This window comes from Paraflavisolibacter caeni (assembly GCF_025628885.1).
Classification (GTDB): domain Bacteria; phylum Bacteroidota; class Bacteroidia; order Chitinophagales; family Chitinophagaceae; genus Flavisolibacter; species Flavisolibacter caeni.
Map to the genome: position 1 here is coordinate 1 of NZ_JAOTIF010000001.1, position 14,627 is coordinate 14,627.

12 protein-coding genes are annotated in these 14,627 nt (G+C 40.5%); 6 read left to right on the forward strand and 6 right to left on the reverse strand.

What is annotated here, in order from left to right; translation table 11 throughout:
* Window positions 1-225, forward strand: a 225-nt coding sequence (locus tag OCK74_RS00005) for a hypothetical protein (RefSeq protein WP_279294917.1), incomplete at its 5' end; no start/stop codon positions are given.
* Window positions 226-278: 53 nt separating this feature from the next.
* Here OCK74_RS00005 and OCK74_RS00010 read toward each other — a convergent pair.
* The 4 genes from OCK74_RS00010 to OCK74_RS00025 all read right to left on the reverse strand — a co-directional run bounded on the left by OCK74_RS00010 (window position 279) and on the right by OCK74_RS00025 (window position 4,602).
* On the reverse strand, window positions 279-911 hold the full coding sequence (locus OCK74_RS00010; RefSeq protein WP_279294918.1) for an MgtC/SapB family protein: 633 nt from the start codon (window positions 909-911) through the stop codon (window positions 279-281).
* A gap of 98 nt (window positions 912-1,009) precedes the next feature.
* Window positions 1,010-2,890, reverse strand: coding sequence for an ABC-F family ATP-binding cassette domain-containing protein (locus OCK74_RS00015; protein WP_279294919.1), 1,881 nt, complete (start codon window positions 2,888-2,890; stop codon window positions 1,010-1,012).
* Window positions 2,891-3,243: 353 nt separating this feature from the next.
* Window positions 3,244-3,450: a CsbD family protein gene (locus tag OCK74_RS00020; RefSeq protein ID WP_279294920.1), complete on the reverse strand. Its 207-nt coding sequence runs from the start codon at window positions 3,448-3,450 to the stop codon at window positions 3,244-3,246.
* 258 nt (window positions 3,451-3,708) lie between these two features.
* Window positions 3,709-4,602: a diacylglycerol/lipid kinase family protein gene (locus tag OCK74_RS00025; RefSeq protein WP_279294921.1), complete on the reverse strand. Its 894-nt coding sequence runs from the start codon at window positions 4,600-4,602 to the stop codon at window positions 3,709-3,711.
* 133 nt (window positions 4,603-4,735) lie between these two features.
* On the opposite strand from OCK74_RS00025, the gene OCK74_RS00030 reads away from it, so the two are divergent.
* Window positions 4,736-5,803, forward strand: a complete 1,068-nt coding sequence (locus OCK74_RS00030; protein WP_279294922.1) for an App1 family protein — start codon at window positions 4,736-4,738, stop codon at window positions 5,801-5,803.
* Between the two features lie 109 nt (window positions 5,804-5,912).
* Window positions 5,913-6,410 (forward strand): pyridoxamine 5'-phosphate oxidase family protein, encoded by a 498-nt coding sequence (locus OCK74_RS00035; protein WP_279294923.1) that lies wholly within the window; start codon window positions 5,913-5,915, stop codon window positions 6,408-6,410.
* A 15-nt stretch (window positions 6,411-6,425) separates the two neighbouring features.
* Here OCK74_RS00035 and OCK74_RS00040 read toward each other — a convergent pair whose 3' ends face one another.
* Window positions 6,426-7,499, reverse strand: a complete 1,074-nt coding sequence (locus OCK74_RS00040) for a sensor histidine kinase (RefSeq protein WP_279294924.1) — start codon at window positions 7,497-7,499, stop codon at window positions 6,426-6,428.
* A 242-nt stretch (window positions 7,500-7,741) separates the two neighbouring features.
* The gene (locus OCK74_RS00045) at window positions 7,742-8,419 is read right to left on the reverse strand and encodes a response regulator transcription factor (RefSeq protein WP_279294925.1); all 678 of its coding nucleotides are present in this window, start codon (window positions 8,417-8,419) and stop codon (window positions 7,742-7,744) included.
* An 855-nt stretch (window positions 8,420-9,274) separates the two neighbouring features.
* Between OCK74_RS00045 and OCK74_RS00050 the strand changes: the two genes are divergently transcribed.
* The 3 genes from OCK74_RS00050 to atpB all read left to right on the forward strand — a co-directional run bounded on the left by OCK74_RS00050 (window position 9,275) and on the right by atpB (window position 14,613).
* On the forward strand, window positions 9,275-11,479 hold the full coding sequence (locus OCK74_RS00050; protein WP_279294926.1) for a hypothetical protein: 2,205 nt from the start codon (window positions 9,275-9,277) through the stop codon (window positions 11,477-11,479).
* A gap of 34 nt (window positions 11,480-11,513) precedes the next feature.
* Window positions 11,514-13,292: an ABC transporter ATP-binding protein gene (locus OCK74_RS00055; protein WP_279294927.1), complete on the forward strand. Its 1,779-nt coding sequence runs from the start codon at window positions 11,514-11,516 to the stop codon at window positions 13,290-13,292.
* Window positions 13,293-13,467: 175 nt separating this feature from the next.
* Window positions 13,468-14,613 (forward strand): F0F1 ATP synthase subunit A, encoded by a 1,146-nt coding sequence (gene atpB, locus OCK74_RS00060; protein WP_279294928.1) that lies wholly within the window; start codon window positions 13,468-13,470, stop codon window positions 14,611-14,613.
* The last annotated feature ends 14 nt before the right edge of the window (window positions 14,614-14,627 follow it).

The window sequence follows — 14,627 nt, forward strand, 5'->3', positions numbered from 1 at the left end:
CCGAACAGAGAAGTTAAGCCCCCCATGGCCGATGGTACTGCACCCAAATGCGGGAGAGTAGGTAGCCGCCATTCTTACTTAACAGCCTTTCACACCCAAGTGAAAGGCTGTTTGCTTTTAACCCCCTCCCGAAATGCTCCCCAGCCCTGCCGGAGAATGATCCACTTTAATAATCTCTCAACAAAGTTGTATGACTTCTTTTCTGAAAATCTTCTAATAGAATAAGTTTCAAGTCTAGTATTGATAGGAACAAAGAAGTAATTCGCTTATTATCTAAATCAGAAATCAAACTCTTTAACACTAGGATCATTCAATAACTTTTCAACAAATATTTGATGGTTTATTTTTTTCCCATTTACTATCCATGTGCCTATTATATCATCTTCTCTTTTTGATTTTTTGAGTATTTTATAATGCAGCTTGTTTTCTTTAATTAATTGTTCATATTTATTAATTTCATTCTTCTTGTAAGAGCTTACAATTCTGTAAGTTCTTGACTGATTTTTGTAATCAATCCATTTCTCTAACTTAGTTAATAATAGTAAAGCTGCTAATACTACAGCCGTTGAAAATAAAACAAGTATATATTGACCAGCGGCGATGCCCATGCCTAATGCTGCAACCGACCATATAGTTGCAGCTGTAGTTAATCCATTGATGCGGTTTTCACTTTGAAAGATTACACCAGCACCTAAAAAGCCAATACCTGTTACAATATTCGATGCAATTCTATCAGGACTATTATCTGTGATATAATAAGAGAATGTAGTAAATAGAAAAGAGCCTAGACAAATCAATATCATCGTCCGAAAACCTGCTGATTTATTTCTGTATTCCCTTTCAGCTCCAATCAGTCCACTAACTATAATGACTAACATTAATCTAAATAACAGAACTTCAATTGAAGGCATATGAATAAAGTTGATTTTTACTGTTTTCTATGCTTCATATGTGGACAAGATAAATAGGATTTCAATCTTCAATAATGATGGAAAGCCATACTTTGTTTTTATGATGACATTTCACTGAGTTCGAGCCACCTCATTTCTTTTTCATCTATTGTATTGTTAATGACTCCTAATCGTTCCGAAAGGTTTTGCAACTCATCGTAAGGTAAGCTGGAATCATTAAGTTTGATATAAATTTCCTGACGTTCTTTTTCAAGTAAAGCGATTTCCTTTTCTAACATGTCAAATTCTCTTTGTTCTTTATAGGAAAGCTTCTTTTTTGATTTGGTGGCAGTATTACCGTTATCGATGATTGGCTCTGGTTTCTTTTCTTCTTTAATTTCATCTTCCTGTGCTTTTTGCCAATCCCGATATTGGGAATAATTGCCGGGGAAGTCACGAATTTGTCCTTCGCCTTCAAATACAAATAAATGATCTACAAGCCTGTCCATAAAATAGCGGTCGTGGCTAACAATTAGAAGGCAACCTCCGAACTCTGATAAAAAGTTTTCTAATACAGCTAATGTCGGTAGGTCTAAGTCGTTAGTTGGTTCATCTAATATTAGAAAGTTAGGATTTCGGAATAGAATAGTCAGTAGATGTAAACGACGCTTCTCTCCTCCACTCAATTTGCTGATATAGGTGTACTGCTGTTCTGGTGGAAAAAGAAACAAGTTGAGGAATTGTGACGCACTTAGCGAGCCTCCATTAGCCAGAGGAAAATTCTCTGCTATGTTTTTGACATACTCAATTACGCGCATGTCTTCTTTAATTTCTAAGCCTTGTTGCGAATAGTTACCAAAAACTACCGTATCTCCAATGTTAATTTTACCACTGTCTGGTTGCTCAATACCTTGAATAATATTGATGAAAGTAGACTTACCCGCACCATTTTTACCGACTATTCCTACCCGTTCACCTTTTTTAAATGTATAATCAAATCCTTGCAGTATAACTTTTTCTCCAAAGCTTTTATAAACCTTTTTAAGTTCAGCAACTTTACCACCAAGACGGTTCATTTTGGCTTGCAATTGTAATTGCTCTTCCTGTATTTGCTGCTTTGCCTTTTTTTCTACTTCATAAAAGGCATCAATACGGCTTTTGCTTTTCGTGGTCCTGGCTTTTGGTTGTTTGCGCATCCATTCCAACTCTTTACGATACAGGTTACGAGCCTTATCAATAGACGCTGCTTCGCTATCTTCACGGGCTGCTTTTTTCTCCAGGAAGTTAGCATAGTCGCCTTTATAGACAAACATTTCACTTCTGTCCAGTTCCCATATCTCATCACAGGCCGCATCCAGGAAATAGCGATCGTGAGTAACCAACAGGAGCGTTACATTTTCTTTATTCAGGTAGTGTTCCAGCCATTCAACCATTTGCACATCCAAGTGGTTGGTCGGTTCATCCATGATAAGCAGAACGTGCTTGTGTTCAAAGCCGATATCGATCAGGGTTTTGGCTAATGCTACCCGTTTGCGCTGTCCGCCACTTAGCGTGGTAACGTTTTGTTGCAAATGATGGATATTCAACTTGCCGAATATCTGTTTTACCTTGGCCTCAAAGTCCCAGGCATTCATTTCATCCATTTGAACAAGACAAGCTGCTATTTGCTGTTCATTCCCAGTATCAACTGCTGCTTCATATTGTTTGATGGCATTGATAACCGGATGGGAGTGGTGGAAGATATTGTCAAGGACAGATTTGTTTTCTTCCAACTTCGGTTCTTGCTCAAAAAAAGCAACATCTACATTTTTGTTTGTCCAAACCTTGCCTTCATCTACAAATTCCTTTCCTGCAATGATCTTGAGCAGGGTAGATTTACCTGCACCATTCCTTGCTACTAAAGCAATCTTATCACCTTCTGAAATATGAAAAGAAATATTATCAAAAAGAGGTTTTATACCAAATGATTTCGAGATATTTTCTGCTGACACATAATGCATAGAGCAAAAATAAGCATTAAGAATTGAGCAGGAGAGGATGGTGGCCCAGGCAATGGGATGCAATATTCAAGCCTTTTGTATACTTCAAGAATGCGTCAGTATTTTGCTGCCAAACAACCTCTTTCTTTAAGTTCACTTATCCCTAGTCAATATGGATTGGCCGGAGGGGGACAAATTTGAATCGGCAGGCCTGCTCAAGATCAATCGGCGGAGAGAGGGCTTATTGATTTGATTTTTCAGTTAATTGAACAAGCTAATTAAAGGTCAAGAGATAGGTTTTGCACACAGATTACTTTATTTACTGAAAGGCACTGAGTAGAATAAGAAAGCTCCCTTCCGGGAGCTTCTCTAATTTAAGGACGGCCACTTGGGCGGTCAAGGCCGCGTAGCCAGTCTATTACCTGTTCACGTGTTTTACCTAACTTGTTCTGTAAACGGCCATATAATTCTTCATCCTTTCCTTCTTCATATCTCAAATCGTCATCGGTAAGATCACCATGAGCTTGTTTAATTTTACCTTTTAATTCATTCCATTTGCCTTTTAACTCTAATCTATCCATAATTAAAAGTTTAGTAATACTTCGGGTAAAAACTTCGTGCCAATTTTTGAGTTTACTGGTTTGTTAATTTAATGGGCATTTGAGATAAATAGGATAAAATAACTGTATTGGAGTTTGTGGCTGTTTTCAGAGGAAGTAAAAAATTAGGTAGTAACAGATCTCTATCATTAGAGGTTGATTTCATTTTTAAATGTTCATGATAGCCAGTTAAACTGCTTTCAGCGTATAGGCATAGGGAAATTGTATTATACTCTAGTTCTATACTATACTGTTTCTGGGGAGCATGAGGTTGATGCAATGAGGATAGATTTCAGCTCTTATTTCTCTAAGCCGGCCTCTGTATTCACCGTCGACCTGGAAATAACTCTTTCTTAGAGAAGTAAGTGTAACTTTTTTGGTGTGGATGATCTCAATTTTTTCAGTGTCAAAAGTTTTATGTTTTAACAACATTTTCAAGATTGTCCATAAGTGTAGTTTTCTTACCACAACTATTTCAAAAAGGCCATCGTCCAGTTTGCCAGAAGGATTGATTGAGGCGCCTGTACCGTATTGACTGGCGTTGGCCAGGACAATCATATAAGCTTTCCGTTTTATTGTGACATTATCTGTAATTATAGTTGCATAGATTTTTTGTTTCTCCCATAAAACCCGGAAGATAGAGCGTGCATATCCCCACATTCCCCTTTTATTATAGCCGTGGAAATATTTAACCATCATGGCATTCAAGCCCATATCGCTGAGGTGGAGGCAAATTTCTTTTTTATTGATCAGTATGGCGTCGATTAATTGTGGCTGACCATGAACAATAATGTCTAGTGCCTCTTTCATGTTTATAGGAATGTTGAGTTCTTTTGCCATTCCATTGGCTGAGCCGGCCGGGATTATTCCCAGGATGTGGTCAGTTCCCTTCAGCATATCGGCCAGCAATTTCACGGTGCCATCGCCCCCTACTGCTATTATTTTGTCGGGATTAGCTGACTTAACATGGTGTTGAATAGAGACTTTATCAGACTTGCCGTTGAGCAGGTAAAACTCAACGGTATGGGGAAGGTTTTTGAAGTAGTTCCTGATCTCTGCTTCTCTATTGTGCTTTTCTTTTCCGCCAGATACGGGATTAATGACAAATAATAATTTTTGCCTTTCGTCTTGCATGTTTATTGCATTTGATTTAATGTAAATGGCGAACCTGTGAAAGGCATTTTACATTAAAGCATTAGGGTATACAATTTACGATTTGTAAATGACCATTCACTATTCACTATCGGTTATTAACCAATTACGTGTTATGCAAATCAGTAACCAGAAATATAGCAATAAAAAAAGTTGGTCTACACTAGTGCTTAATTGGTTTGGGCTGACGAACGAACCTGTTATCAAAGTGTATCATGGTTATGGGCATCCGGAGCAGATGGTGATTTATGGCCACGTACTCCGCCTAGGACCTTTACCCAGGAAAAAATATAAGAGAGGAATGCTTCATAACACTGTTGCATTGCTAAGAATGTTTTTTGTAAAGCCTTTAGGAGGAGCTACCGTTCATATGGAGTGGGAAGGGATAGAGCATACTGTTCATACAGATACTGACGGATTCTTCAGGTTTTGTTGGGTAGACCAGCCTCCACTATTACACGGGTGGCATGAAATGCATGTCAAATTGAGGGACAAGCATGGAAATGAAAAAGCCAAGGGTTCCGGGGCTATTTACATACCTTATGAGACGCAGTATGGTTTTATTTCTGATATAGATGATACATTCCTGATCTCACATTCGGCGAACCTGCGCAAGCGGTTGTATGTGCTATTTACCCATAATGCAAGGAGCCGCAAGCCGTTTGAGGGTGTTGTCAAGCATTATCAATTACTTGCAAAAGGCAATACGGAAGGTAATGCTCCCAATCCTTTCTTTTATGTTTCTAGCAGCGAGTGGAATCTCTATGATTATATTCTGGAATTTACGACCATTAATGGGATACCGCGAGGCGTATTTCTGCTTAATGTGCTGAAGCCATTCCGCCAATTGTTTAAGACGGGACAAAATAATCACCATACCAAGTTCATGCGGATCGTGCGTATTCTGGAAGCTTACCCCAGTCAGCAGTTTATTTTACTGGGGGACAGCTCGCAAATGGATCCATTTATCTATGCGTCAATTGTAGAACATTTTCCAAACAGGATCCATGCAGTGTATATCAGGGATGTTCATCCTAAGAACAGGGAAAAAGTGGTTCAGGTGCTTGATAAAATAGAAGCGTCGGGGGTACCCTGTTGCTTTTTTGAACATAGTGAGGAAGCAATTGAGCATTCGAAGGCAATAGGACTGATTGGAGAAGCGGAAATGGCAGTAGGGAGTTAGGGGTGGTGATGAGCATTTACTAAGTGAAGCGTAGGCCGGTATAAGGGAGTATATACTGGCATAATGTTTTAAGATTTATCGGCTATTCTATCATTAATTTTTAGTTCATATGGAGAAGAACCTTCAGGAACAGGAAGCTTTGAATAAATTCAAGAAGCTTGTTAAGGACATCAATGTGTGTATGTTCATTACTCATAACAAGAATGGCGATCATACACGTCCGATGGCGACAATAGAAGTTGAGGACAGTGGCACACTATGGTTTTTTAGTGATATACGTTCTATCAAGGTAGAGGAGGTAAGTACAGATCATTCTGTGCATCTTGTTTATGCGCATCCAGGGAAGGACAGTTACCTGGATGTCTGGGGTAAGGCACAGGTTGTTACAGACCGACAGGTTATGAAAGACAAATGGTCGCCTGTGGTAAAAGCCTGGTTTCCACAAGGGGCTGATGATCCTAACTTATGTCTTCTGAGTGTGCAGCCACAGAATTGCTATTATTGGGATGCCGAAACGGGGAAGATGGTGCAGTTCTTTAAAATAGCCGCGTCGGTGGTAACAGGACAAAGGCTGGCAGACGGAGCTGAGGGCACATTGAAGATATGATGAGGGCATACAACCTTAAAAGTTTTTCGGCTGGATGGACTGGTCTTTCCTGGCGTCGAGGGTGAAGCCTACGGTGGTACCTACGTTTTCTTTGCTGCGGATATGAATGCTATGTCCGTGGGCTTCTATGATATGCTTGCAAATAGCCAGTCCTAAACCACTACCGGTAATATTGCGGCTGCGCCCTTCCTGGGTACGGTAAAAACGTTCAAACACGCGTAAGAGGTGCTGTTCAGGAATGCCCATACCGTCGTCGCTTATTTCTATCAAAACATTTTTCTCATCTGTATTGTAAACGCTGGCAACGATAGAACCGTTTACTTTGCCATACTTGATTGAGTTTTCAATAAGGTTTACAACTACCTGTTGAATTTTGTCCTTATCAGCAAATACTACACGGGGCTGTTCACAACCTTTTTTGAAGGAAAAGGAGATTTGCTGCTGTTCAGCTTTTATGAAAAGGCCTTCATAAGCTTCGCGAATGACATCCTGTATTACGAAATTGCGCTTGTTCAATTTCAACTCGCCACGTTCTAGCCTGGAAATTTCGTCAAGGTCCTGTATCAGGTTTGCCAGTCTCTCCACATTGCGACTAGCTTTTTCCAAAAAGCGTCGATTGATATCCGGGTTTTCCATAGCACCCTGTAGGAGTGTATCAATATATCCCTGTATAGCAAACACCGGGGTTTTGAATTCGTGCGAAAGGTTTTGTAAAAACTCTTTTCTGAATATTTCGTTTTTCCTCAGGCTCTCAATTTCCTGTTTTTGCTGAACGGCCCAGGCTTCAGCATCTTCCCGAACTTCATCAATACTTTTCTGTGGCAGGATGTATTTATAATACATTTCTTCCTTCTTGCTGGCCTTAGTGCGGTAAATAATTTTATAAATCAATTTGATCTTCCGGTAAATGAATTGTTGAAAGATGAAGTCTACCAACAAGTACACACCAGTAAATACAATTACAAAAGAAATGATAGTTGCTTCCCAACTTTTTTGTAACATTCCAATACCCATAGCAACAGGAATTGAAATAATAAGAGCAGTAAGGGCTGAGAGCTGACGGGGAGAAAAGTTTTTTGCACTAAGCATAATCAAAAAGTACAATGTGATGGTTGGGTACGAAGTAAATTATTAATAATAAGGGTATAAGTTACGATGTTAAGGCCAAAATTGTATAAGGATTGATGATGATGAATCACAAACCGCAGGATCAAAGAAATAGTGAAACGTGAAAGGAAAAAGGAACAAGTTGCAAGGAATAATATTGAAAATAATCAATGTCTCCTAATTAATGCATGATGTTCAATAGCCCTAATTGGTTATTCCTGATTTTATATTTCAAATTTATATCCCACTCCTTTTACTGTTGTTATACAATCAATGCCGAGCTTTTGGCGGATTTTCCGGATGTGCACGTCGATGGTGCGGTCGCCAACGATTACTTCATTACCCCATACCTGACTTAGAATTTCGTTGCGCAGGAAAACGCGGCCGGGTTTGGTGGCGAGCAGATATAGCAATTCAAATTCTTTTTTAGCCAGGATGATCTCTTGTCCGTTGTACTCAACAATGAATTTTTCAGGGTCGATGATGAGACCATCTACCTTAATAATAGCATTTTCTGGTTCTTTGATCCTACGGAAAAGTGATTGAACCTTGCTCAGGAAGACTTTGGGACTGATGGGTTTGCTGAGGTAGTCATCGGCACCAGTAGTGAGCCCTTTGATTTGAGTAGCTTCATCATTCAAGGCTGTCAAAAATAGGATCAAGGTTTCTTTAAAGGCAGGCTGCGCCCGTAATATTTCGCAAACTTCAACACCATTTTTGCGTGGCATCATGATGTCCAGGATCACCATTTCGGGTTGGGTTTGTTTTGCTTTTTCAAGTGCCTCATCACCGTCCTTGGCCGTTGTTACGTCATAGCCTTCCTTTACCAAGTTGTACTTTAATATCTCTAATATATCCGGTTCGTCATCGGCAATTAACACTTTTCTTGCCTTAGTATTCATTATCAACAGGTTTTCTTTGTTCACAAACGTACGAGAATTTGACTTCTATGGCTAGAAGTGATTTTCTGTTCACATAGAGTTAATATAAAATTAATAGAGAAGAGGGGAATGAGGAATGGTGAATGGTCATAGGTGAATGATGGATGGGGAGAGGGTAGATGATAGATTTGAGGTTTGGAGTTTGAAGTTTGGAGTTGGGAGTTGGGGGGCAAAACTTGGAGGGTGGGGGTTGGTTTTGTACCTTTAGGCTCAGCTCCATTGCCTCCGTTCAGGGCTTTCAGGGCGTTCTGCCTGCAGGTTGTTTTCCCCTATTTATGAACATTTGCTCAATTCTGATCGAAGGATAGTCGAAAGATAGTCGAAGGATGGTCGAGGTAGCCTAGACTTAAGTACGGCTGATATACGGCTTAAGTACGGGTATAGTACGGCTCAAGTATGGAGTAGGCATCCAGTCAGCATGTGGTAAGTATGGTTCAGGGATGAGTTAAGGGATTAGGGGGCAAAATCTGTTTCGTGCTTCAGGTATGCTTGAACTATACACCAGGGATACTGCTGGAATACTGTAGCCCTACTTTAGGTATACTTAAGGTATGCTTCAGGTATACTTAAGGTACGAAGGATGGATACTGTTGAAGCGGACAAAAGCGGTCATTTCCTGCCAAATGCGGTCAAATTGAGATCTAAATGGACTGGGTGATTGGAGTAGTGGAGATATGTTAGGGTGAGAGGTGCCGGGAATGAGTATAGAATAAGGGAGGTTTATGAGTAAATAAAATGTATTTTGGTAGAAAGTAGACTGATTGTTTTAACGAGTTGGTTTACAGGTAGGTACTAAATTTGCAATCATTCTTAATTATGCTTTCCTTTTCCAAAATACTACTGGCTGGTGGGTTGTTGACTGGAACATTGCAGTTAATGGCGCAATCGAGTGCAGATATGAAGTTTGTGCCGGATATTAAAAGACAACTTTTTCATGGCTATATTGACCGCGAGCAAAAGAACGTTTTATCGGCAGATGGAAGGGCCGATGGAGAATTCCTGGCAACCAAAGATGAAAACATTAACTACCTGGTTACCAGAGCCGTTACTCAAAGGGTAGATTCGCTTCAGTATAAAATTGAGAAGGATACGGTTTCGGCCCATAACTATAAGGTTGCTTATTTGCGTGGTATTGAAAACCTGCTTAAGAAGTTTACAGCAGGTTTCAAAAAACAAGAAATTCCTGCCAGCTACCTGCCTTTGGCATTAGATACTTACGAGAAGGCTATAGAGGCTGATAAAAGAAAAAAGTCCATTGAACCCCTGATTATCAATGCTCCCTACCAGGTGGGAATGCTTGTGGTGGAAAGCGGTGCTTTTGATGGCAATGCCGGTGTGAAGGTTTCAAGATATGCATTGATGCGCCAGTATGCTCACTTGCATCCGGAGCGGACATTCCTGATGTTGAAGGACAATCCCGATGTTCCTTTCCGTGACAGCCTTATCCAGGTGGCGGCTTACAAGTATCCACGTCTTTTATATGATTTTGCGGCAGCTAATAACCGTTTAGGATGGGCTATTCGACAGATTGATGATCCCCTGGTGCGGACGGTTTCAAAAATGGCACAGAGCCGCGGGGGGCAATTTTATTTTGCTTTTCTAGATAATATCCTGAAAGGACGTCAAACTATGGGGTCGATAGATTCGGTAAAGGATGATAACGTAAAATTTTACCGGCTGCTGGTGAAAACAAGACTGGATTACGTGAAACGTATTCAAAATAAAGAACAAGTATGGGAATTGGGAGCATTAACTGATATGTTGGAAAAAAAGGCTAACGATGTTTTTATTAAAACCATCAATGCCTTGCATGAAGAGTCGGATGCTGTGCGTTTCCGTATCTTATATCAATTAACTCCCCAGGAATTATATTACCTGGCAGTGTTTGGTGAGAATGAAATATATACATCCAGTTATACAAAGGGTGTTTATCCTATCATGATGCAAAAGATCGGTAATAGGGGTGATTCACTGATGATGAGCGTTTCGTTTGACCGGTTTAAAAAGTTCATCAAGATGGCTGCAGGTTACAATACGTTGAATTCGTTTTTGAAGACCTTCCCTAACCAGGAACAGTCCAAATCGTTGATGACTGCATTTGTGAACGGTCTGGAAAAGTCGGAAGGTTTGGAAGATGGCGTGGACGTTGCGGACTCTTATATTAGTATATATGAAGGGAATAAGGATCTGGCCAAGTACATGTTGGACCTGACCAAATGGAATTACGACAAAAACATGGGTCAGAATAAGCGTGGCACTATCATGTACAACCTGCTGTACAAATTATTCCTCTCTGCTGATACTACTAATAAGGTGGACCTCACCCAGGAATTTGGAATTCCACCTGTTTATAATGTGAATTATAAAGATTTGGCTGATACCGGCCAACGGGTGGTGATGCAGGTTTTCTTTTATGGTGATGAAGACGGCCAGAATGCCTATAATGGCTTTTTACGTCAATTTTCGAACTCTAACTGGAGAATTTCGTATGCTGATAAATGGGTGGTGATCTCATCTTTAAAAGGAAAGGCAGTCTGGATATTTGCCAATAAACCATTTCCAGACGTGGATGACGGTGATGAAAAAGCACAGGAAGCTTTAGATGAGTACCTGGCGGGAAAAGGCTTAGAGCCTTCTGTTGTGATCCATCGTGGACATAGCTATTATGCTCCTTATACTATAAAGCAGATACAACCTTCGGCAAAAATCGTATTCCTGGGCTCCTGTGGCGGGTATCACCTGATTCATGATGTACTGGAACATGCACCTGACGCCCATATTATTGCTTCCAAGCAAATTGGAAAGACTATTATCAATCAGCCTTTCTTTAATCTCTTGATGGAAAAGATGCGCAATGGAAGCAATATTGAGTGGATACCTTTCTGGCAAGAGTTTGGGCGGATGGTTAATGACAAGGAAGGATTCCAGGATTATATACCTCCGCATAAAAACCTGGGTGCGATTTTTATTAAAGCGTATAAGATTCAGATGGGAAATGAGAATGAAGGGAATGACGAATGATTCGAATTAGATTTGTAGATTAAAATAGGAACGAGTGAGTAGTACCCCCACACCTAAGAAAAATTTTGATTTAGCGATTTTAAAGAGAGTCTTAAGTTTTGCACGTCCTTATAGAAGCCGGTTTTATATTTCAATAGCATTCGCTATTGTGCTGGCTGCATTTACCCCAGTGCGTCCTTACCTGATACAACTGACTGTAAACAAATACATCAGCAACCATTGGGCGAATGCGCTGATCAATATCACTATTATTCAAATCTTATTCTTGTTACTGGAAACGTGGCTGCGGTTTTATTTTTCCTACATCACTTCCTGGCTGGGGCAAGCTGTGGTGAAGGATATGCGGGTTACGGTCTATGAAAAGGTGTTGCATCTGAACCTACGGCAGTTTGACCGGACACCTATTGGTACACTAACCACCCGTACTGTTGATGATATTGAGCGGATTAACGACATTTTTGCTGAAGGGCTCATTCCCATCCTGGCGGACCTTCTGTCAATTATCTGTGTGCTGGGTTATATGATCTGGGTGGATTGGCGACTGACCTTGATCTGCCTCATCCCTTTTCCTCTTTTGATCCTGGGAACCTATTATTTTAAAGAAAGTGTCAACAAATCTTTTCACAGAGTGCGGAATGCTGTTTCAAGCCTTAATGCCTTTGTGCAGGAGCATTTGACCGGAATGCAGATTGTTCAGGCATTTGCCAGGGAGAAGAAAGAGTTTGAAAAGTTCGATGAGATCAATAAAGAGCACCGGAATGCTAATATTAAAGCCATTTTTGCTTATTCGGTGTTTTTCCCGCTGGTAGAAATAATCCTGGCTACATCCATTGGTTTGATCGTATGGTTTGGAAGTAAGGAGGCTGTTGAAGCGGGTACTATTACGGCGTTTATTCTTTGCCTCAACCTGCTTTTCAGGCCGTTGCGCATTATTGCAGATAAGTTTAATGTGCTTCAGATGGGTATTATTTCGAGCGAGCGGGTGTTTAAGGTGTTGGACAACGAAGATTTCCTGCCTCCTAGTCCGGAAACAGCCTATAAACCCAAAAAAGTCAAAGGGAAGATCGAATTTGATAGGGTGTGGTTTGGCTATGTAAAAGATCAGCCTGTATTGAAAGATGTTTCTTTTATAGCTCAGCCAGGAGAGACAGTGGCAATAGTTGGGCATACAGGCAGTGGTAAGACTACGATCATTAGTTTGCTGAACCGTCTTTACCAAATCAATAGTGGTCAGATCCTGATCGATGATGTGTCTGTGGACCAATGGGATACGGAGACTTTGCGGAAAAATATAGGAGTGGTGCTGCAGGACGTCTTTCTTTTTGCTGGTACTGTAATGGATAACGTTACGCTACGCAACACGGACATTAGCAGAGAAAAAGTTGAAGAGGCCGCCAAACTGATTGATATGCATGAGTTTATAATGCGATTGCCTGGCGGTTATGATTATAATGTTATGGAACGTGGCGCCACTTTGTCGCTGGGGCAGCGGCAATTGCTTTCATTTATCAGGGCATTATTGTATAATCCTTCTATTTTGATTCTGGATGAGGCTACTTCTTCGGTGGATACCGAAAGTGAGCAGAAGATCCAGAAGGCAATTGACACCCTGATCTCTAACAGAACCTCTATTATTATTGCCCATCGCCTTTCTACGATTCAGCGGGCGGATAAGATCATTGTGCTGGATAAGGGAGAGATCAAAGAGATTGGGTCTCATACAGAACTGCTGCAAAAGGGTGGATTTTATGCTAAACTGCACCAGATGCAGTTTGAAAAGAAAGCGCATACGATACATGTCAACGCACAATAAAGTATGATAAAGGACAAAAAAGGCTCTTGTTCAATAAGGTTCCTCTTTGATTTCCAATTGAAAAGTTAAAAGTTCATAATTCGGCGTTTGGGCAATTTTATTCGATTTTAAAGACCAAAATCAAAGTTCAATTTCGGCTTCACTCCTTATCTTTGCGCCAAATTTCAGGAACCGTATGATGGTCAATCGTGTCAAATGCTTGTTGGTAGCGGCTTTCACAATGTTGAGCCTTACTTTTTCTAATATATTAATTGCCCAGGAACATGAAGGTGAAACCAGCCATGAGGAAATGGTTCACGAGGAAGGCGTTAAAGAAGAAGGGGAGAACAAATTCGATGCCAAGGAAGTTATTTTCGGTCACGTAATGGATGCGCACGAATTCCATTTCTATTCATACAAGGGTAGCGATGGAGAAGAGCATCATGCTACTATTCCTTTGCCTGTTATTTTATATTCTCCGCAAAAAGGTTTGTCTACTTTCATGTCTTCCAAGTTTCACCATGGACATGAAGAAGTAGACGGTTATCGTTTGGTAGAAAATAAGATTGTTCCGGTTGATCCTTCTGTGCAAGTGTATGACCTGTCTCTGACCCGCAATGTTGTGCAAATGTTCATTGCACTTGCCATATTGGTATGGTTGATGACTGGTGTAGCCAAGCGTTATCGTGAAGGTCAGGGTGTAACCACTGCGCCTAAAGGTTTCCAGAACGCTGTTGAGCCGGTAATTGCTTTTATACGTGACGAGGTGGCCAAGCCAAATATTGGTCACAAGTACAAGAAGTTCATGCCTTACCTGCTCACTGTATTTTTCTTTATCTTAATCAATAACATATTTGGTCTAATTCCAGGTTCGGCTAACGTAACTGGCAATATTGCTTTTACAGCTGTTTTGGGTGTACTCTCATTTTTGGTGATTAACTTAAATGGTAACAAGCATTACTGGGGTCACATTATGAATCCGCCAGTACCTTTTGGTATCAAGTTCATTATGGTGCCAGTGGAGATCCTGAGTATTTTCACAAAAGCGTTTGCGTTGATCATACGTCTTTTCGCCAACATGTTGGCGGGTCACATTATCATCATCTGTCTGATCTCATTGATTTTCATTTTTAGCGCAATAAGTAAAGGTGTAGGGGTAGGTTTTGCTCCTGTTTCTGTAGCTTTTGCATCATTTATATATATAATTGAGGTGCTGATCGCCTTTATCCAGGCATACATTTTCACCAATCTTACAGCTGTGTTCATTGGCCAGGCTGTTGAGGAAACACATCATGGTGAAGATGATCATCACCAGGCACCAACAGAGCCTGTTATTATTTAATAAGTAGCGTCTTT

What these genes read in the sequence shown, in the direction of transcription:
- OCK74_RS00010 (WP_279294918.1), bottom strand. Translation starts at nt 911, where the DNA reads ATGCCTTCAATTGAAGTTCTGTTATTTAGATTAATGTTAGTCATTATA.
- OCK74_RS00015 (WP_279294919.1), bottom strand. Translation starts at nt 2,890, where the DNA reads ATGCATTATGTGTCAGCAGAAAATATCTCGAAATCATTTGGTATAAAA.
- OCK74_RS00020 (WP_279294920.1), bottom strand. Translation starts at nt 3,450, where the DNA reads ATGGATAGATTAGAGTTAAAAGGCAAATGGAATGAATTAAAAGGTAAA.
- OCK74_RS00025 (WP_279294921.1), bottom strand. Translation starts at nt 4,602, where the DNA reads ATGCAAGACGAAAGGCAAAAATTATTATTTGTCATTAATCCCGTATCT.
- OCK74_RS00030 (WP_279294922.1), top strand. Translation starts at nt 4,736, where the DNA reads ATGCAAATCAGTAACCAGAAATATAGCAATAAAAAAAGTTGGTCTACA.
- OCK74_RS00035 (WP_279294923.1), top strand. Translation starts at nt 5,913, where the DNA reads ATGGAGAAGAACCTTCAGGAACAGGAAGCTTTGAATAAATTCAAGAAG.
- OCK74_RS00040 (WP_279294924.1), bottom strand. Translation starts at nt 7,499, where the DNA reads ATGCTTAGTGCAAAAAACTTTTCTCCCCGTCAGCTCTCAGCCCTTACT.
- OCK74_RS00045 (WP_279294925.1), bottom strand. Translation starts at nt 8,419, where the DNA reads ATGAATACTAAGGCAAGAAAAGTGTTAATTGCCGATGACGAACCGGAT.
- OCK74_RS00050 (WP_279294926.1), top strand. Translation starts at nt 9,275, where the DNA reads ATGCTTTCCTTTTCCAAAATACTACTGGCTGGTGGGTTGTTGACTGGA.
- atpB (WP_279294928.1), top strand. Translation starts at nt 13,468, where the DNA reads ATGATGGTCAATCGTGTCAAATGCTTGTTGGTAGCGGCTTTCACAATG.